Source organism: Psittacicella gerlachiana, from assembly GCF_003585965.1.
GTDB classification, from domain to species: Bacteria; Pseudomonadota; Gammaproteobacteria; order Enterobacterales; family Psittacicellaceae; genus Psittacicella; species Psittacicella gerlachiana.
The window spans coordinates 1-20,119 of record NZ_NRJF01000041.1; the positions used below are offsets into that span (position 1 = coordinate 1).

Below are 20,119 nucleotides of genomic sequence, written 5' to 3' on the forward strand. Positions count from 1 at the left end.
AAGTTCAGAGGACCTTTTTTCTTTGTTTTTATGTAAAAACTTTTACTAGCATGAAATTTTTTAGCAAAAAACTCTCGTGGTCTTTGATCCCAAAATCTTCTCTTTACCTAGCTTCTCCCCTAGGCTTTTCTTTTCGAGAAAAAGTATAAGCTCAAGCCACCACTAACAATACAAATATAGCCTAGTATTGACCAAAAATCAGGAATAAAGTTAAAGAAAATAAAGCCAAATAAACTACTCCAAAGTAAAGAAGAATAGTTATAGACATTCACTTCAACCGCACTGGCATATTTTAAGGCAAAAGAAAAAGCATATTGCGATACTACAGCACTCATACCTGCAGCCAAAAGATAGAGATAAGCTTGTTCTTTACCACTAATTCCTTGCCAACCTTGCCAACATGGATATAGGGTAACAAGAAGCATGAATAAGGCTAAAGAACTTTCTACACTTAAAGGATGCTCGAGATTCTTAGCTTTAGAAACTAGGTGTCTAACTGCAAGATAAGCTAGAGCCCCCGTAAAAGCACAGATTAAGCCAATCCCATAGCCAAAGAGTTGCGGGTTATCAAAGCTTGGTTTAATAATTAAAGCAGCTCCGATTAGACTAATTACCACTACCCCTAGTTGCACTACAGTTATTTTATCGCTTTGACGCCAAAACAAACTGCATAAAATAATAAATACCGTAGTTAACTTAGTCATCATGTCTGCATCAGCAAGACTTAAAACATTTACCGTATACACATAGGTAATAACTCCCATAAAGCCCATCGCACAACGTATGAACATTACACCATAATTCCCTTGCTTAACAAAATACGCAGGGTAACTACTCGAAGCATAATTTTTAGCTTGCTGCTTTTGTCGTAAAGCTCGAATTACGAGTAAAGAAACTACTAAACTTAAAGCTCCACGAGCAAAGACTTTATCATAAATACTTAAATCTAGATCTATAAGCTTGTAAAACAATGCCATTAGGGAACTTGCTAGGACTGACAAGCAGACTAAAATAATCCCTTTTGTTAGATTATGCATAATTAAGATTTTTGTTGCCGACGATACTGTTTAAGATTATAGGCATATAGAATCAAGCCACCTAAGATAATAAACAAATAACCGGTAAGAGAAAGAAAGTCGGGAATAAAGGCAAAAAAGAGCCAGCCAAACAGACTACTCCATAATAATGAAGAATACTGATATACATTTACTTCTACCGCAGGAGCATACTTCATGGCAAAGGAAAAACTATATTGTGCTAATAACGCAAAAATAGTTGCTAAGCCCAAATAACTATAGGCTAAGAGCTTGCCATCCCAACCAGTGAAATAATAATAAGCGGGATAAATTGCAACCACTACCGTAAATAAAGCTAAAGAACTTTCAATGGTCAATGGATGTTCAGGATTCTCATTTTTGGTTAACAAGTAGCGAATAAAAATATAAGACAAAGCTGCCAATGCTGCCTGTAAAATTCCCATCCCATAACTGCCAAGTAAAGGATTAGTAAAACTCGGTTTAATAATTAAAAAAGCACCAATTAAACTCAGGATCACTACTCCAATTTGGATTGCGTTAATTTTATCCACAGGAAAGAGAAAAAAACCAAAAATAATAATAAACACGGTCGCTAGTTTTGTGAGCATATCCGCATCGGCAAGACTCAAAAAATTAACCACATAAATATAAGTAAGAATCCCCAAACATCCGCTGAGACAACGCCCTAACATTAACCAACCATTACCTCTTTGGGCAAAATAAGCTGGAATTAATTGCTGAGCTTTTGCTTGTTGCCGACGCAGTAAATAAATCCAACTATAAGCAATAGTCAAACTTAAAATACCTCGAGCAAACAGCTTTTCATAAATGGAAACTTCAACTGCAATTAACTTATAGCATAAAGCCATAATCGCACTGGCAAAAGCAGAAAAGCAAACGAGAAAGATTCCTTTACTAAGATCTGACATAGAATTAAAAAATATATTAATATATCAAGGTATTATATCATCTCTACTCTATTTTCGTAAGCCAAACTCTTCATGCTAAATTAGGCAGTCACTACCAACTCGACTTTTACTTAGACAATAGTTGCTCAAGTAGTTCTCTTACTTTATGGGCAGCATCTTCTTGAATTTCATAAATGCGACAACCCATGCGTTTGGCAACTTGACGTAAATCCCCAGCAATGGCCGTATGATAAGAACAACCTATGACAATAAAAATGTCATTAGCATCTAAATTTGCTACCCAATCATAAGCTCGTTCATAATTAGGTGCGGGATCTCCATACAACACCGGTTTATTGTAGAGGCTATACGCATACTCAAGTTCGCTATTATCAGGTAAACCTCCATGTAACTCTAACACCTTAGTCGAACCCGCTTTGGTATGTAAGCCATCAATATTCATGGTAATAATCGGAATCTGATATTGAGCAAGAGCAAGATGAGCATCATTAGGTTGAGCTTGATCAATACTCTCTTTTAAAGTAGCAATGGTTTGATTGTACTCTTGCGGATGAGCTTGAGCAAAACTACGATGTAAACGTTCACGGATATCTGGACGTTCCATAAAGGTTGGAATATTCGATTGTTTACTAATTCCAGCCCCTGTAAAGGCAATAATTTTCATAATATTTTTTTGTATAAAACCACAACTAAATTAAGCTTATTTTACTCCTTTTTATAAATAATTTATAGAGGCAAGAAAAAACTCTTAGCTTTAGCTAAAACTTGCTTTGGCTAAAACTTGCTTTGGCTAAAACTTGCTTTGGCTAAAACTTGCTTTGGCTAAGAGTTTTTACAATTTAGATTATGCCTCTACTTTAAACCACGGTAGTATTCACTAATTGGTAAGCTCGCACTTGGAGCATCATGTAATTTATAAGCCGCTTGTAGAGCCCAATTTGGATTACTAATTAAAGCTCGACCAATATAAATTACTTGAGCATGTCCAGCTTGTAATACATATTCAGCTAATTCCGGAGTATCTAAAAGTCCTACTGACCCTACTGGTAAGCCTGCTTGAGCTAACTGAGCTGCTAGTAAAGCTTGGTAACCAGGAAAAATCTTTGGTGGGGTTGGAGTTAAACCACCCGACGAAATATCAAAGAAAACTACGCCATCACGATATGCCCATGATAAGAGTTCTTGAATCTGAGCTAAGCTATTACCTTCAGGCTCAATTTCATTAGCCGAAATACGTAAATGTATATCTATATTCGTATGTTCTTTAATACCAAGAATAATACGACGTATCACTTCATAACGTTTTTCTAAGCTTCCCCCAAAGTCATCATCACGCTGATTAGTAATTGGTGAAATAAACTCACTTAATAAGTAGCCATGAGCTGCATGTAATTCAATAAAATCAAATCCCGCTTGTTCCGCACGTTGCGCAGCTGCCACAAAATCAGCAATTAAAATTTCAATTTGTTCGCTGGTTAAAGCTAAAGGCTCTTTATATTTCGGATCACTCGAAAAAGCCCCTACTGCAGATGGAGCATAAACTTGTTCCCAGCTTGTTCCTTTACGTCCCGCATGTCCAAGTTGAATCCCTATTTTGGTATCGTAGCTATGCAATACGGCAACTAGACCGGCAAGCGAACGAGCTTGTTGATCATTCCATAAGCCAAGATCACGATTGGTAATCCCTCCTTGAGCTTGTACACTTGTAGCCTCTACCACTATCGCCCCTACGCCTCCGGCAGCTCGAGCTACATAATGATCAAAACGACGTTGATCGAGTAAACCTGTACCAGGTTCGCTGGTATACATACACATAGGAGACATAAATACACGATTTTTAAAAGTATTTTTACCAATGGTAATTGGAGACATAAGTAATGATTTAGCCATAACTTTTCCTTTTTATTGTTCTAACTGAAAAAATTTTGACTCTTAAGAGAAGTTTGCTCTTAAACGTCATCACTATTATACAAAACAAAAAAAGAACCAAGGTAAAAAATACCTCAGTTCTACACCTTTTTCTAATAGTTTGTGCTACTAAGTAGATCTAAATTAAAATTATCTTTGCCAGACTCTTTTCTTATTTCCACTTAATTTTTCTATGACTAAAGCAATATACCGAACCTAGTTTTTGATAGGTATGGAATAAAGAATCCATAGTATTTACCTGATAATTACTATGAGCTAGAGTTGGTACAGCCAATCTTACTCTATCAGGCCAAATATCTAAGAAGTTCACAAGATCACTAGCACAACTACCAACTTGATCAAGAATCCCTCTTTGTACTGCTCGAGCAATAGCACTTTTACGGACTAAATAACAGGCTGCCGAGATTGGCTGATACACCGGAGCTTCCACTAATTGTGGTAACTCTGGAGAAGCCATATAGTGCCATGCTGAAAGACTAATAATTTGGGCATTATGTAATTCAAGCGGATAACGCATCTCTGAATCTAAACGCGGATGCAATAAAGTAATCGCATCTATAGGTTCATTTGTTGCTTGCTGTAAAATTCGCGTAATTCTTGCTTGCCAGTCTGCACTAAAAATAATGTCATCTTCACAGATTAAAACAAAGTCGTTTTGATCAATCGCTTCATCATACAGAGCACTTAAAAGAGCTTTACGATGAGCTAAAGCTGCCCCTACTTCTCGTGTCGAAGCTTGACGACGATTACAGAGGATAAACTTATCTTGGGCAAAGTTATCTTGAATTACCTTGTCACTTAATTGATCACCTCTAACTCCATCAATTCTTTGTACTGAAGCTACTAGCGAAGAACTTAATTGTTTATACATTTGCTCCCAACGATAGAACTGAGTATCTAAGTTTAAAACTTTTACTTTTAATTGACTGAGAGTTTGAGTCGTATTACGATTGTCAGTAATAATCCCTACATCTGCAGCCTGTTGTTCTAAACGTGGATAAGCGGCAAACACCGATGAACGCACGAGTTTATCAAGTTCAATGAGATCTTCACGTTCAATTTCTTGAATAGATTTCCCACGATTTTTTGCATTTAATAAATCAAGACGCTTGAGATATTTTGCATAATCACTCGATGGACTAATTTGCACCCCAAGATCAGTATTCCCTTTAGCTTTACTTTGTCCTTGCTTGCGATAACCAAAGATAATAGCTTCATTATTCGCTAACTTACGTTCAACAAAATATTGAGCTCGTTTAATTAGAGTATTACCACCAAAGCTAGGTTTTACTTCACTAATAATTTCCTCTTTACTTGCTCTTACATGTGGATTTAAACCATCATTAAACGCAAAAGTTTGCGTAAAGGTTGGTTTTCCAGTTTGGAGTTCACTTGTAAAGCCAGCAAAGTCATCAGGTTTTACCCTTGAGCTTAAATTATCCTCAAACTTAGCTTGGCTTCCCTTTATGCTTCTTTCAACATCAGGATTAAAGCTCATAGTTTTTACTGGAGCAGTTTTAAACTCTTGAGGTTTAGCTTGCTTGTTCTTAGCTTGAGGTTTTACTTCTTCTTCCTCATTATCGGCAAATAACCCAAACTTCCACCAAGCTCCTTTAGTTTTACGTTGTGGCGCAACTTTTTCAATTGGATTAACTGTTTCTTTCTCTTCTTCCTCTTGATTATAGAAAGAAGTCGTTTCTACTTGATGATAACTGGTATTATCTTCTTCATCATCCAATTCATCAAAAGAAGCATGGAAACCGGTCGTAGTTAATAAACCTTTTTCTTGCTCTTCCGCAAAACTTCCACCTCTACTATTGCGTTGCTCTACTTGTTGCCAATCGGCTTCAGGCATTAAATGATTTGCACCATAACCAGGCTGTAAGGTATGAGCAGGAGGATAGCTTGCTTGATGTTGATAAGTTGAAGCTATTTGAGCTACATACTCATTTTGAGTTAAAGCTAATTGCGAAATACGTTGAGTGACAAAGTTATGCCCTCGACTCCACTGCAAGAGTTCATGAATACTTGGTACTTGATATTGTTGGTTAAATACCTGTACTTTTTCGACTACTTGTTCAATTGGGAGTTTACGTAATGGACTTTGAGCTAAGAAAGCAATACGTTGATTTTTAGCTACTAATTGTAAAAGTTTACCTAGATGCCAATCATCTTCTTGCCAAATAGCCGCACTTTGACGAATTAAGCTTTTACTAATAATCCAAGTCGAAGGAATATTACGGTAACTTAAACTATCATCCCCAAACTGCAAGGCTAGAGTACGTTCTTGTGGAATGGTTACCATCGAATCAAGTAAGATTACATCTTTACGGATTTCTTGGTGATTTTGATAGTATTGTAATACTCGACGGAAGAGATCACGGTTTACCGCTTCAAGTTTTGGTAATCTACGCTCTAAGTATTCTTCAAATAGAGGCATACTTACTTGCGGATAACGATAACCTGTACTTAAGAAGCGAATTCTCGTTGACCAAGGTTCAAGTGCTTGCTGTTGAGCAATTAAATATTGAAACTCTTTATTACTTGCGGATACCGCTCCTCCCGTAGCTCCCTCTAAAGCTTTAATTTTATCAAGATATACCGGATAAGGATCTACTTGTCCTGGAACAAGTAATTGAGCAAAGTAAGAGGTAGTTAAGCCACGTAAAGGACTAAAACGCGTGTAACCGATAAAGTTAAACTCATCCCCACGCAAACCTTGTTCTTCTAAGTATTTTAATAAGCGATGTTGATCACGTTGCGTTACATCATAACCAAAAGCTCGAGCTAAAAGATCACGGTTAATAATTTTTACATTATCTTTAACAGGTTTGAGATAAAGTTTTTCATAATCTAACCAAATACTTAGATGTTCATAAGCAATATCTTCTTCAATTATTGCTCCCTCAACCTTCTTATGCTCGATTGCATGATAAGGAGTTATATGATAGTACTTCGAGAAGTAGAAAAGCAGACGAATCCCCTCTAAAGCTTCGGGTGAAGCATAGTAGAGACGTTGTCCTACCGTAGCTACACGATAGCCATTTTTTTGGGCAATTGCTCGTGCCTTTAATACCGGATCTTCACGACTATCATCACTTGCTAAATCTTTAATTAAGCGATAAGGGAAAGGACCATATTTACGATGTGTGGTCTCAAAAATCTGAGCTAAATAGCTTTCTACTTTGGCTGAAGCGGGAGTAATAAAGTGCTTCATACCAATTTGCTCAGCTAACTCAAGATATTCTTCTGAGGTTAAAGTCGCAAATTTTTCTTCAGCTAATACCTCTTTGGCTTCAATTTCACCTTTCATGAGCTGCATACTTTGTTTTGCCATAAAGGCATTTTTGATCAGCTCACATTGAGCTTGCTTAAGCTCACGCCAAAGTTCTACAGGTACAAAAGCAAATTTATCAAACTCTACATTTGGTTTATTCTTACTTTCTTGTTGTCCTCGTAAGAAATGCTGTAATTGCTCACGTTCAACTAGAGTTAATTGATTGGTTTGATTAAGTAATTTAACAATCGAAGTTCTTGGCGTCCCATCAGCACGCGGAGCTATTTTGGTAATTGCTGTTGGATAAATATACGAAATCGGATAAGGATTCTTTTTAAAACTTGGAATACTGAAAAAACTCTCAGTTGCCGTTTGTGGAAACTCTACGCAATTATTATTCCATACTGGAAGACGAGATTTATTTACCAGCTTAAAGAGAAAGTTATTGCTATAACCATCTAATAACACTAGAGGAACAGTAGATTCAATTCCCGTAATATGCTGGGTTAAAGATTGAGGTTTAGTATGTTGTTCGAGAACCTGCCCTAAATAAGCAGTTCTTGCCATACTATTGTCTACCTCTTTCTCCATATGAGCATGATAACGAGCTTTATCCTTAGCATCTTGCTGTTTTATTAACTCTAATAGAGATAAATTTTCGTTATGTGTAAAGTCTTCAACTTTTAATTCTTGCTCTTTAGTTGCAGTTTTATTTAGTTCTTGACGTTCTTCTTTGCGTTTTAACTTTTCAATCGCCTCTTCAATTTTATTATTTAAATCACGGCTATGTTGTTGAGTAGAGAGCTGACGGCGATTTTTTCGACTTAAACGATTAGTATGCTCACCACTAACTCCAATTGCCGTATTGGCAAAGGAAGAAACTTTAGTTTTTTGTTCGCCACTAGTAACCTTATCAGTTAAAGGAGTACGAAAAGCTGGTTCTGCTTGTCCTTTAGTTAAAAAGTTATTTACTGCCTGAAATAGTTCTGGTGGCAAGTGTTGATGAGTATTCGAAATAAAGATGTAATCATATTCTTTAAGCACCGGATTTGCTAAAATCCGCTTAAATAACTCTTTTACACTAAAGGTAAACTCAAGAATCTCCGGTCCTAAACGGCGATACGAATCTTCAAAGTTTTCATCACGATACTCTAAGTTAAAGTCACGTAATGAAGCTAAAGGTCTTAATACCCAGTTAATATTTTGTGGGGTATTAACTAAAAAGTTCTTTAAGGTATTATTTTGTTTAATTTCATAGAAACTTACATAATAAGCTGGACGCTTATTATAAATAAATACCTGTTGCGAATAGTTTAGTAATGGGCGATTAAAAGATAAAACCGCTGGGTTAATTTTTGCCACTAACGGGAAAGTTGGCGACAATACATGAAGCATATCCCAACTAAGCAGAGTTTTTAGTTTTGCCCAAACTTGATTAAAGTGATCATTACCATTAAAGCGATCATTAAAAATCTCGCCTCTTGTAGCTTTATGCTCTTTAGCAAAACGTAAAGCTTTTTGTACGTTAAATACTTGTTGATCTTGAGTAAAACTTGCAAACTCTTGGGTTGCAACTCCTGCCGGAGCTACTAACTGATCTAATTCACGTAAATTTAGAATATACCCCGTCGCACCACGTCCTCTTGGTTTACCTTCTTCTAACTTTCCAGTTAAAAGTATAAAGTTTAAACCAAAATTATGTGGCTCTTGTTGGAGTTTTTCTTCCCATTCTTTCTGTAGTTCTACAGTATAAGGCAGAACTTTTTCTAGTTTACGTCCTTTAAAGTTAAACATGAGCTGATCTTGAGTCTTAAAACCTAACTCTTGCTCAACATAATCTACAGGCATAAAACTCAGGCTATCTTTTTGGAAATAACCGAGACTAAAGATACCATAGGTTAGTTTTTGCTTTCTTGCATAAGCAATGGCAGCGTCAACTTTAGGTTTCCAGTCATTAGCTAAGCTTACCGTAGGCTCGATTATGGTCGCATAATCATAAATTTGTCCTTGCCCATAAGCTAGCATTTGTAAGTTTAGCTGCATAATCCGGTATAAACCATCAAGAGCACTAATAGTTTTCGCTCGCTCATTTGGCACCTGCTGTTCTAAGTAATCTTCTAACTCTTTACGTACACTTGTCGATAACAGATTTAAAACTGCTGGGTGGACGGTCGCATTACGGTCAAACTTATCAAAACCAAAAATCTGATTAAGAATATTTAATCCCATTTTTGGCGTGGTCAGGATAAGTTGGAACACAGGAAGCTTACGTAAATCAACTACTTGAATACGGTATAAATCAGGATTTGATAATACCGGAATGGGCGTTGAAGCATCAGCTAAATATAAAGAAAAGTTTTTTCTTAAAGAGTCAACATTAAAAATTTCTGCTGGGCTTTTACCTAAAAGCGAATCAAACTCTTTTGAAGTCATATGCGCTTCTTGATCAGGAGGAGCATAGGCAAGTTCGCTTAAATCCTGATGCGGATTTAAACGAGTATAACGTTCTTTAGTATCTAAACGCTTTTGAGCATTAATTAGAAAAGAGATTATTTGCGAAAAGCCAACAAAACTTAATTGAAGACTTTGATTTAAGTATGGATATTCCATAATTATTCTTAGCAATTAAATTATTTGTATCACAAACCTAATCTTAGATCGGAAAATCTCGCAACCTTCCTTGCTTGAGATCATTCCTTACCTTAAGATCAAGTAAATCTTGATTACTTTTACAACTAACTTTAAGTTGAGAGTTATAAGTAACAAAAAAATTAGTACTTTTGGCATTCATGCCGGTTCGATCTTAAATAAGAACAAGCCTTATTATTGATCATTAGTAAAAATTGTTAAATATAAATTAGCACTTATTTACATTATAAGTTATAACTGCAGTAAGCGTAATAAAAGTATCTTTTATTTGACAAAATTTATTATCGTTTATCTTAACTTTAAAGCAAAAAGTTCTATTTTCTCGCCACTTTAAGCTAGCTATGAGCACAGTTTTTTTGTGACTTTTGGACAATAGTGTAACAATTTACTCAAGTTTTTCCATAAATTAAGCACAGGCTAAGGTACTTAGTCTGTGCTTAATTTTCTTCAGGATTTTCCATAAACTCAGGAATTTGATAGTCACATTTAAAGTCAGGTTCAACTTTGAACTCTAACCATTGTCCACTCCGAGGATGATAAAACCCGAGATGCCCTGCATGCAGGCATAAACGAAAGTAAGGTAAAGCTTTATAATCTTGATCATAAAATTTATCGCCAACAATGGCATGTCCAAGGCTTTGCATATGCACTCTTAGTTGGTGAGATCTACCTGTATGCGGAGTTAACTGCACTAAAGTAAAATCTTGCTTAAAATTTCGCTCTAAAACTTTACATTCGGTTAAAGAAAACTTTCCTGTTTCGGTATAGTCTATACGTTGACGAGGACGTAAAGGCCAATCACAACCTAAAGGTCGCTCAATAAACTGATGATCCTTTGCGACAATTCCTCTAACTACAGCATAATAGGTTTTACTCGTTTGCCGTTCACGAAATTGTTTCTTTAATTCGGCATCTGCTAATTTAGATACCGCAAGCACTAAAATTCCTGAGGTCGCCATATCCAAACGATGTACAGCTTCGACAAACTCATAATTTTGAGCAATGCGGGTCACCACACTATCTTGCAATCGCTGATCCACCCCCGGCACTGAAAGCAAGCCATAAGGTTTATTTACCACCACTATATCCTCATCGGCAAATAATATTTCCAAAGGGACATGAGCGGTATTATACTCTTGTAAACTCATATTTCTCTAAAACCTTGTATAATATAGGGAGGAAAAACTCACGCTGAGTTTACCACAAAATTTTTCTTATTATATCACTGCCAGTTATAAAATAAGGCACTAACATTTTATGAACTTTTGGTATAAACCTAAAATGACTTTTTTGGCAGCTTGCTTATGGCCTCTAAGCATCCTGTATAAAAAACTTGCATATCGTAAGTATCAAAAAGATTTAAAATCTCTAAGTAAACCTGACTCTCCAGCTCAAAAGCTCCAAGTTCCGGTGATCGTAGTGGGAAACATTACTGTTGGTGGAACCGGGAAAACCCCCATGGTGAGATTTCTTTTTCGCTACCTGCATGTTATGGGCTTTAAAATCGGAGTAATTAGCCGTGGCTATGGTGGCAAGTATAAAGGTGTACATCATGTGCAAGCTCAAGATACTGCCGAACTGGTTGGCGACGAAATTGCAATGCAATATGCTTATTGCCAACGTCAGGGACTAAACGATATAGAATTTGTTGTCGCTCGTGAAAGGATTCAAGCAGCCCTAAAAGCTCAAGAACTAGGCTGTAACTTTATTATCTCTGATGATGGCTTACAGCACTATTGTTTACCTCGACACCTTGAAATCGCCGTGGTTGGTCCTCAAGGATTAGGAAATAAACTCTTTATCCCCGCTGGTCCTTTAAGAGAAGCTCCACAACGCTTACGCAAAGTAGACTTTGTTATTAATAATTCTAAAGATCCTAATTTTGGGGGTTATAGTATGAACTACCATTACTTAGGCTTCTTACCGGTAAAAAGCATAGATTCATCTTATACCATTGCTCAAAACCTAGAGCAAATTCTCGAAGCTTGGCGTAGCTTTCTTCAAGTCCATGCTCCTCAAAGTTTAGTTATGTGGCAAGAATACCTCAAACGTCATCCCGCATTTTTAAGTAGTTTAGCTACCCGTTATTTTGGTTATACTCAAGATACACGACAAGAATACTTAACTGCCGAATTTAATCGACCTGAACAAGTTCTAGCCCTAGAAAGCTCTGAGGACAATAACTCAGCTCCGCTTGAAAGTTATAACCAAATTACCGAAAAAACTACCGAACAAACTGCAGTAAGTGTAAATAAAAATCTTGATGAAACTAAACTTGATCCTGATGATCCGCTGTTATTATCAAAAATTGAAGAGCATATTCACTTGCACTCTCTAGAACAGTTGCAACATATGGCACAAAAATTAGAGGTGCAAAAACAAGAACATCAAAGTTTTGCCCAGCTTCGTCATAAAATTGCCGAAAAACTTACCAAAGTTGAGCCTCAGGACAAAGAAAACTCTGAATCCTCTTCTTCACCAACAAACTATGAGCAAGAATTAGAAAATTTAACTTCTAACCTACAAGAAGAGGGAGAAAACACTAAGCAACAAGAAACTGAGTTTAATCTTTGCTCTGATCCAGTTAATTCGGTATTTAACCCTAGCGATCAATTTTATGCTAATGCTAGCGTTAAAAACCAAGAACTCGTGCAACGAGAACTCGGAGACCTAGTTAAACAAGCTCGTCATACTCCAGAGCAAACTAAAGTTAGCCCACAACAAGCTAAAGCTTTAGAGAAAATGCAATTATCTTTAACTTCACATAAACCAAGTAACTTTAACACAGTTGAAGACTTCTTAGAATATATAGATAAGCAACTTGATCCTGGAGTACTTTCGTATAAATATCTCTTAGCTAAATCTCGTTCGTTAATTTCTCCGGAACACGTGTTAGTAGAGGCAATGCAAGCGGTATTTCCGAGAGTCAATGCTCTTTGTGCTATAGGTTATCCTCAAGGCTTTAAACAAACTCTTACCGATCTCGGGTTTACGATAGAAAATCTCTTTGCTTTCCCCGATCATCATACTTTTAAGCAAGAAGATCTAGATAAAATTTTTAATGAACATCCGCAACTAAGAGACATGCCTCTCCTAGTTACCGAAAAAGATGCTATTAAATTAAAAAATCTAACTCTTCCTCCGCTCACTTTCTTCCTTGAACGTGAAGGTTATTTTGCTGAACACTCAAGATGGTTAGAAAGCTTAAAAAATCGTTTAATTAGTATCTATACTAGTGGAGTAGATAAATCATGAATAAATTAGAAGGATTAGTTTGTCCTCTTACCAAACAACCTTTATATCATCTTGACGAAAATCATGTTGCTACTGCTGATAAAAGCCATATTTATCTAATTGAAGATGGAATCTTTCGTCTTAAAGCAAGTCAACATCATTACCGCATTGTTATTCCCTCACGTCTAGCTTCAACTAGGTTACCAAATAAACCTTTACAAGCTATTGATGACTGGAATCTCATTAATACAGTAGTCTACTCAGCCTTACAAACAGGCTTAGATGTAATTGTCGCAACAGATTCACCATTAATCGAAGAATCTCTAGAACAATTTGCTCAAGAGCAACAACTGGCAGATCGCATTACCGTAGTTCAAACAGATCCTGAACTCGAAAATGGTACTGAACGTATTGCTCAAGCTCTCGATAAACTCGAACTCAGTGATGATGAAATTATCGTTAATGTCCAAGGAGATGAGCCTTTCTTTAATCCTGAAATCTTAAATGATCTTGTCTCTCACTTTGTGGAAGTAGAAGCTAAGGATCCACAAATTAAAATGGCGACTATTGGGCAGTTAGCTCATGAAGAAGAAATCACTTCTCCTAATGCGGTTAAAGTAGTTACCGATAAATATGGACGTGCTTTATACTTCTCACGCAATCCAATCCCTTATCCTCGTTCTTTAGCTCAAGAGCAGATTAAATATATTAAACATGCGGGAGTCTATGTATATCGAGCGAAATTTATTCGTGAGTATAAAGCCTTACCTATGACTCCACTAGCTACTGCAGAGTCTTTAGAACAATTAAAAGTTCTTGAGCATGGTTATAAAATTGCTCTCATGATGATTCAAGGCAGAGGTTTTATTGGTGTAGATACGGCAGAAGACTTAGCTTTAGCCCAAAAAATTAAACAAGACTACTGGCAACAAGCTCCAGCTAACTCTTCTCCACAAAATCCAGATCAAACTTCTTATCGTCAATTTCTCACTTCCTTTGGGCAAAAATATTTGCCATAAAAAAAAGAGCTGCGTGGCTCTTTTTTTATGCAGTTAAATCAATTACTTGCTGACAATAATAATCAATTAATCCTCGTTCATGACTAACTAATAATAAAGCACAATCTAAATCCTTAATCGCTTGCACAAGATAATCAAGAATTTGTCTTTGGGTAAGTGGATCTAAACGACTAGTGATCTCATCAGCAAAAATTACCTTAGGCTCAAATAAGAGTACTCTTAAAATCGCTAATCTTTGTAACTCTCCTCCCGAAACTTGATCAGCTTTACGCTCCAACAAGGCTGGATTTAGTTGTAATTTTTCCATTAATTGCGGTACGAGTTGCGGATTAAGCTGATGTTTTTTTATTACATCTTGTAACAGAGTACGTAAAGTAACATGGGTCGCAAAAGAGGTTAAAGGATCTTGATAGAGCTTTAACACTTGGGGTCTCCCTTTAGCAGAAGCTAAATGCCAAGTTATCTTTCCTGCACTAGGTTTTAATAACCCACAAACAGCTTCGCCAATCGTTGACTTCCCTACTCCTGATGGTCCATATAAACCTACCACTTGCCCTGGATACAACTTAAAACTTAAATCCTTGACAATTTCTCGTTTCCCTCGATGTAAGGTTAAGTGTTCAATTTCAACATGAGGTTGCACTGCTTGAGACCTAGCTTTTGCTCCTGCTGCCCACTGACTAGCCTCAATTATTGCTTGCGTATAAGGATGTTGCGGAGCAGACAATACTTGGGGAGCTAATCCTTGTTCACAAAGCTTTCCTTGAGCAAGCACCATAATTTTTCCACCTAATTGTTTAGCAACTTCAAGATCATGAGTAATGGTAAGAATTGCTACTCCCGCCTCTTGTTGAGCTTTAAGTAGATCTATTACTTGCTGACGACTATATTCATCTAATCCTTTGGTAGGTTCATCAGCAATCAACAATTGTCCCTCTAAACAGGTAGCAGCTGCAAACGCAGCTCTTTGTGCCATCCCTCCCGAAATTTGATGCGGATAAAAATTCACAAATTTACCTAAACCTAAGCCTTGTAACTTCTTGAGCATTAACTGCCAAGCTTGAGCTTTAGGTTTTTGGGCAACATATCTAAAACCCTCAGCTACTTGCTTACCAAGAGGCATGGTTGGATCTAAGGCTTCTCTTGGTTCTTGTGGTAACATTAACCACTGACGTCCCCATAACTCTTGCCTTTGTTTACTGCTAAGTTCTTGTCCTTGAAACTTAATCTGTCCCTGTACCAATAAATCTGGAGGCAAATCTGCCATTAAAGCCTGAGCAAGAAGACTTTTTCCTGAACCTGTTTGCCCTAATAAAGTTAGAGCCTGCCCTGCTTCCAGCGTAAAATTTATAGGCTCAACGATGCAACTCCCATCTCGGAGATACACTCCAACTTCATGTAATTCAATTAATCCTGCTGCCTTAGACATTATTCGCTCCTCTTGCCATTAGAAGTAAACTTAAAACTAAAAGCACTACTGCTCCTACCGGAAGGAAAAAGATCTCAGGAGCAAGATAGTAATAAGGGAATAACTCAGTCATCATTAGACCTAACTCCGGAGTAGGCGGGCGTAAGCCTACTTGGCAAAAACCTAAGGTAGCTAAAGCTAACACTGCATTCCCTGCTCCTAGGCTTGCCATGGTTAATATATTTGGTAACAAAGTTGGTAAAACATGACGACGGCAACAATAAACTAAGCCCATCCCTTGGAGACGTGAGTTTTGCATAGCTCCACTTTGTACAAGAATTAAAGCTTGAGCTCGAATTAAACGATAAAACTCTACCCACATTACCAAAGAAATACCAAGATATAAACTCCAATAGCTCCCCGGAGCAAGAGCAGCAAAGAGAAGAATTAAAAGTAATCCAGGTAAAGCTTGTACTAAATTAGCAAGGGCATTAAAGAATAGTTCCCAATAGCTTCCAAAAAAAGCTGCCAAAAATCCAGCCAATAAACCAGCAGCTAAAGCGATAAACACACAGCCAAGAATTAACCCTAAACTTAAACGTAAAGCCATGGCAAGACGAGTAAACATATCTCGTCCTAAATGATCAGTACCAAGCCAGTGTTCAGGAGAAAAGCTTACTAGAGCTTGAGCAAGATTTTGTTGAATAGGAGATTGGCTCGTAAACCAAGGAGTAGCATAGGCATAAATAATTAAACCAAGGAAAATAAAAATTCCTAGCAAGCGTAAGGGAGAGAAAAAGCTCGTGTGCTGATTCTTAACCTTTTGCATAATCTCGAGCTGGCTATAATCATAGGTGTTATGTTTAAACATTTACAGCCTCCTTAACCTTACGTCCACGAGGATCGAGATAATTATTGAGCAGATCTACAAGGAGATTTAAAATAACGAACATTATCCCCATTAAAAGAGCAGTCCCTTGAATCATCGGTACATCACGAGCCATGACAGCATGGACAATAGCATGCCCAATCCCTGGCCAAGCAAAGAGACTTTCTACCACTACTATACCCTCGATTAAATAAACTAATTGTACTGAGTAAAAACTTAATACCGGCACGGCAAGGTTACGTAAACCATGATGAGAGAAATTGCGCCAAGGAGTTAAACCTTTTAAGCGCCCAAAGTGATAATAGGAACTTTGTTTGACTTGGAGAGCACTATTACGGACAATTCGCATAGCCACTGCACTTAAAGCTACGGCTAGAGTTAAAGCTGGTAATAAATAATGTTCCCAACTTCCATAACCAGCAGCTGGTAACCAATTTAGCTCAAGAGCAAACAGGGTCATGAGGGCAATCCCCAAAATAAACGCTGGTAGAGATCTCAAGCCAATACTTAAGCCCCAAGTAAGCTTATCAAACCAAGAATTAGGTTTGAGGGCGGCTAATAAACCTAAAGGAAAACCAATAAATAAACTAAAGACTAGTGCTAATAAAGCTAAAGAAAAGGTATGCCCAAACTGATGACTAATTTCAACCCAAACTGGACGTTCGCTGACAAGAGACTTACCTAGATTAAACTCTAATAAATCTCCAAACCAAGATAAATAACGCCAATACCAAGGTTGATCTAATTGTAATTGCGATGCCACCGCTTGAGCTGCTGCCGTGTCGACTTGGTCATAACCATAACGACTGGCAGCTATACGATATGCCATATTTCCTGGCAAGAGAAGGGTAATAAAAAAGGTAATCGTGCCTATAGTCCAAACGACGAGAGCCATTTGTCCTAAACGCTTTAAGAGAAGTGTTAGTAACATATCCTCAGATATATAAAGAAATTAATTAATATGACAAGCAAGAAGTTCTTGCTTGTCGTCCTCAAATTTTTTACATTTAGCCTCAACTAAATAACCTCAAAGAGGCACAACTTTGCGTTTATACCTAAATTAGTAATTTAAAACTATTTAAGCCAATATAATTTACTTAAGTAATAAGTACGTTCAAACGGATCTAATTCTAAGCCCCCTAAAGCAGGACCATGAGCCACATTCACTAAAGCATAAACTATAGGAATCATCGGTAATTGTTCATTTAATTGCTGGATAATTTGCTCACGGAGAAGCTTTTGTTCGCTCTCGCTTGTAGAAGCACTGGTATAGCTAGCTAGTTTTGCTTGGAAACTTGCAGCTTGTTGCCAATTCATTGCCCCCCAGTCAGCTCCCCCAACTTTATAGTCTTGCCCTAAAACTCCAGTAGGATCAGGTAAACTACCATAATTACGTGAGTAGAGTGCTAACTCTAAACTTCCATCTTGATGTCCAGATGCAATTTCCGAAGCATTACCTATAGCCACATTTACTTTAATGCCAAGTTTTTGCCATTGATCTTGTAAAGCGGTAGCAATTAAAGGTAATTCTGCACGATCAGGGAAAGTACGTAAAGTTACAATAAACTCTTGTCCTTGAGCATTAACTAGTTGCTGTTGCTCATTAAGCTTCCAACCTAATTGTGAGAGTTTTTGTTGTAAAGCCTGATAATCCGGAGCAGCCGTAGCTGGGGTTACTTGCCAAGCAGGATAAGCTGGAGGTAGAATTTGATAAGCTTGTCCTTGAGGAATGCCTAATAAAGAAGTAGCTATGGCGGTACGATCTATAGCTTGACTCAATACTTGGCGTACCTCAACATCTTCTAAGAAAGGATGAGCTAAATTAAGTTTTAGTTGAATCGTACGAGCTATAGGTTTACTTTGTACGACAACTTTAGGATTTGCTCTTAATCTTTGAGCACTAGCATAATCTAAGTTATACACTAAATAGCTTGGATCGCTTTGCACAAGTAAGGTACGAGTTTCCGCACGGCTATTAGCAAGATAATTTACTTGCTCAATAATTGCTTTATCTCCCCAATAATCAGCAAAAGCTCGAGCAGTAACTTTTTGGGGAATTTCAATACTTTCAACTTTATAAGGTCCAGTACCAACAATTTGGGTAACTTCTTGCGTAGTTGCAAAAGAACTTGGAGCAAGAATTACGGTCGAAGTATGAGCCAAGTAGGCTGGGAAGCTAGTTAAACTCTGCTCTAACCTAAACTCTAACGTTAAAGCATCACGTACTACTATCTGAGTAATTTTGGCATTTTGTAGGAGTGTAGGTTTGCTTAAAGCGATTTCTAAACTCTGCTTTACGGTTTGAGCGTCTAATAAAGTGCCATCATGGAATTTTACTTGCGGTCTTAATTTTACTACCCAAACTTTAGCTTGCTCTTCAGGTTGCCAACTTAAAGCTAAACCTGGAACAAGATTGCCTTGGCTATCAGTTTCAACTAGAGTTTCTACTAATTGCAAGGCATGAAATACATAACCAACTTTTGCAGGATCTAAAGAATTAATTTCCCACTGTGCTGTAACTTGTAACGGTCGATTTTGCTCTACCTCGGTAGAAGCAGTTTGTTTGTCACAGGCACTTAAAGTAAGCACACTTGCAATAAGTCCTGAACAAAAAATTAATTTTTTTAACATAAAAAACCCTCGGGTTTAATTTAGGTATAAACTCAAAGTTGCTCACTCATTATAAACAAGTTTTTAGGAATTAAGAGGGATATTTCTGAGTCAAAAAATTTTTTTCTCTCAAATAAGCATAATCAACCAAAAATTACCTCTAAAATCCCTTACAGTTTATAAGTTTTTTAAACTCCAAAAGCTTACACAAAAAGCCAAGCTCTAAATTAATTTCTGTTAAAATAAACAATGGGTTTTGTAAACGGAGAAAAAATTTATGATTATTTTCATTACAGGTGCAACTGCAGGTTTTGGAAAAGCTATAGCTTTACGCTTACTTAAAGAAGGGCATCAAGTTATAGGTACAGGACGTCGTCTTGAGAAGTTACAAGAAATCCAACAGGCTTATCCGCAAACCTTTTATCCTCTCGCTTTTGATTTAACCGATGAACAAGCGAGTAAACAAGCTCTTGCAAGTTTGCCAGAAAGTATTGGTCAACATATAGATGTGTTAATTAATAATGCGGGTTTAGCTAAAGGACTTGAACCAGCTTATCAAGCAGATTTTAAAGACTGGCAAACTATGATTAATACCAATGTTGTTGGTCTAAGTTTATTGACCAATCTCATTTTACCGACCATGGTAAAAAATCATCAAGGATATATTATTAATCTTGGTTCTATTGCTGGTACCTATCCTTACCCAGGCGGTAATATCTATGGAGCAACTAAGGCTTTTGTCCGTCAATTTAGCTTAAACCTGCGTGCGGATTTAGCTGGAACAGGAGTGAGAGTAACCAATCTTGAGCCTGGTCTATGTGGCGATACCGAATTTTCGCAAGTACGCTTCCGTGGCGATCTTGACAAAGCCTCAAAAGTTTATGAAAACATTGCTTATATTACCCCTGAAGATATTGCAGATATAGTTTCTTACTTAATTAACTTACCAGCGCATGTAAATATTAATTCGCTCGAAGTTATGCCAACGGCTCAGACTTTTAATCCGCTAAGAGTAGATGCTAAAGACTATAAGGTTTCTTAAACTAAGTAGCTAATAATTAGACTAAGAGAGCTATTAACTCTTATACTTTAGGGCATAGAGATTTTGTGGCTTTATGCTATAATAAGGGACTTAGTG

13 protein-coding genes are annotated in these 20,119 nt (G+C 37.1%); 3 read left to right on the top strand and 10 right to left on the bottom strand.

Annotated elements, in window-relative coordinates:
- Positions 1-119 precede the first annotated feature (119 nt).
- The 6 genes from CKF59_RS01615 to CKF59_RS01640 all read right to left on the bottom strand — a co-directional run bounded on the left by CKF59_RS01615 (position 120) and on the right by CKF59_RS01640 (position 10,969).
- Entirely contained in the window at positions 120-1,037 is a 918-nt protein-coding gene (locus CKF59_RS01615; RefSeq protein ID WP_119534241.1) for a DMT family transporter, read from the bottom strand.
- Positions 1,038-1,039: 2 nt separating this feature from the next.
- Positions 1,040-1,966 carry a DMT family transporter gene (locus tag CKF59_RS01620; RefSeq protein WP_119534242.1) on the bottom strand — a complete coding sequence of 309 codons (927 nt, stop codon included), beginning with the start codon at positions 1,964-1,966 and terminating at the stop codon, positions 1,040-1,042.
- A gap of 106 nt (positions 1,967-2,072) precedes the next feature.
- On the bottom strand, positions 2,073-2,630 hold the full coding sequence (locus CKF59_RS01625; RefSeq protein ID WP_119534243.1) for an SIR2 family NAD-dependent protein deacylase: 558 nt from the start codon (positions 2,628-2,630) through the stop codon (positions 2,073-2,075).
- A gap of 188 nt (positions 2,631-2,818) precedes the next feature.
- The gene (locus CKF59_RS01630; RefSeq protein ID WP_119534244.1) at positions 2,819-3,856 is read right to left on the bottom strand and encodes an oxidoreductase; all 1,038 of its coding nucleotides are present in this window, start codon (positions 3,854-3,856) and stop codon (positions 2,819-2,821) included.
- Between the two features lie 190 nt (positions 3,857-4,046).
- A complete protein-coding gene (locus CKF59_RS01635; RefSeq protein WP_119534245.1) occupies positions 4,047-9,782 on the bottom strand; it encodes a glycosyltransferase family 25 protein in 5,736 nt (1,911 codons plus the stop codon).
- Between the two features lie 476 nt (positions 9,783-10,258).
- Entirely contained in the window at positions 10,259-10,969 is a 711-nt protein-coding gene (locus tag CKF59_RS01640) for a pseudouridine synthase (RefSeq protein ID WP_119534246.1), read from the bottom strand.
- A gap of 109 nt (positions 10,970-11,078) precedes the next feature.
- Here CKF59_RS01640 and lpxK point away from each other — a divergent pair, with 109 nt between their 5' ends.
- Both lpxK and kdsB read left to right on the top strand, forming a co-directional pair.
- Positions 11,079-13,076 (top strand): tetraacyldisaccharide 4'-kinase, encoded by a 1,998-nt coding sequence (gene lpxK / locus CKF59_RS01645; RefSeq protein ID WP_119534247.1) that lies wholly within the window; start codon positions 11,079-11,081, stop codon positions 13,074-13,076.
- A complete protein-coding gene (gene kdsB, locus CKF59_RS01650) occupies positions 13,073-14,074 on the top strand; it encodes a 3-deoxy-manno-octulosonate cytidylyltransferase (protein ID WP_119534248.1) in 1,002 nt (333 codons plus the stop codon). The genes lpxK and kdsB overlap by 4 nt, the downstream gene beginning before the upstream one ends.
- 25 nt (positions 14,075-14,099) lie before the next feature.
- Here kdsB and CKF59_RS01655 read toward each other — a convergent pair whose 3' ends face one another.
- The 4 genes from CKF59_RS01655 to CKF59_RS01670 form a co-directional block, all read right to left on the bottom strand.
- Positions 14,100-15,503 carry an ABC transporter ATP-binding protein gene (locus CKF59_RS01655; RefSeq protein WP_119534249.1) on the bottom strand — a complete coding sequence of 468 codons (1,404 nt, stop codon included), beginning with the start codon at positions 15,501-15,503 and terminating at the stop codon, positions 14,100-14,102.
- Positions 15,496-16,311, bottom strand: a complete 816-nt coding sequence (locus CKF59_RS01660; RefSeq protein ID WP_119534259.1) for an ABC transporter permease — start codon at positions 16,309-16,311, stop codon at positions 15,496-15,498. Before CKF59_RS01660 ends, CKF59_RS01655 begins: the two co-directional genes overlap by 8 nt.
- A gap of 34 nt (positions 16,312-16,345) precedes the next feature.
- Positions 16,346-17,302: an ABC transporter permease gene (locus tag CKF59_RS01665; protein WP_119534250.1), complete on the bottom strand. Its 957-nt coding sequence runs from the start codon at positions 17,300-17,302 to the stop codon at positions 16,346-16,348.
- Positions 17,303-17,445: 143 nt separating this feature from the next.
- Complete coding sequence (locus tag CKF59_RS01670; protein ID WP_119534251.1) at positions 17,446-19,002, bottom strand: ABC transporter substrate-binding protein; 1,557 nt, start codon at positions 19,000-19,002, stop codon at positions 17,446-17,448.
- A gap of 256 nt (positions 19,003-19,258) precedes the next feature.
- Between CKF59_RS01670 and CKF59_RS01675 the strand changes: the two genes are divergently transcribed.
- Entirely contained in the window at positions 19,259-20,023 is a 765-nt protein-coding gene (locus tag CKF59_RS01675) for an SDR family NAD(P)-dependent oxidoreductase (RefSeq protein WP_119534252.1), read from the top strand.
- The last annotated feature ends 96 nt before the right edge of the window (positions 20,024-20,119 follow it).

Bases quoted from the DNA above. Each gene is read 5' to 3' on its own strand.
- CKF59_RS01615 (WP_119534241.1), bottom strand. From the start codon at position 1,037: ATGCATAATCTAACAAAAGGGATTATTTTAGTCTGCTTGTCAGTCCTA.
- CKF59_RS01620 (WP_119534242.1), bottom strand. From the start codon at position 1,966: ATGTCAGATCTTAGTAAAGGAATCTTTCTCGTTTGCTTTTCTGCTTTT.
- CKF59_RS01625 (WP_119534243.1), bottom strand. From the start codon at position 2,630: ATGAAAATTATTGCCTTTACAGGGGCTGGAATTAGTAAACAATCGAAT.
- CKF59_RS01630 (WP_119534244.1), bottom strand. From the start codon at position 3,856: ATGGCTAAATCATTACTTATGTCTCCAATTACCATTGGTAAAAATACT.
- CKF59_RS01635 (WP_119534245.1), bottom strand. From the start codon at position 9,782: ATGGAATATCCATACTTAAATCAAAGTCTTCAATTAAGTTTTGTTGGC.
- CKF59_RS01640 (WP_119534246.1), bottom strand. From the start codon at position 10,969: ATGAGTTTACAAGAGTATAATACCGCTCATGTCCCTTTGGAAATATTA.
- lpxK (WP_119534247.1), top strand. From the start codon at position 11,079: ATGAACTTTTGGTATAAACCTAAAATGACTTTTTTGGCAGCTTGCTTA.
- kdsB (WP_119534248.1), top strand. From the start codon at position 13,073: ATGAATAAATTAGAAGGATTAGTTTGTCCTCTTACCAAACAACCTTTA.
- CKF59_RS01655 (WP_119534249.1), bottom strand. From the start codon at position 15,503: ATGTCTAAGGCAGCAGGATTAATTGAATTACATGAAGTTGGAGTGTAT.
- CKF59_RS01660 (WP_119534259.1), bottom strand. From the start codon at position 16,311: ATGCAAAAGGTTAAGAATCAGCACACGAGCTTTTTCTCTCCCTTACGC.
- CKF59_RS01665 (WP_119534250.1), bottom strand. From the start codon at position 17,302: ATGTTACTAACACTTCTCTTAAAGCGTTTAGGACAAATGGCTCTCGTC.
- CKF59_RS01670 (WP_119534251.1), bottom strand. From the start codon at position 19,002: ATGTTAAAAAAATTAATTTTTTGTTCAGGACTTATTGCAAGTGTGCTT.
- CKF59_RS01675 (WP_119534252.1), top strand. From the start codon at position 19,259: ATGATTATTTTCATTACAGGTGCAACTGCAGGTTTTGGAAAAGCTATA.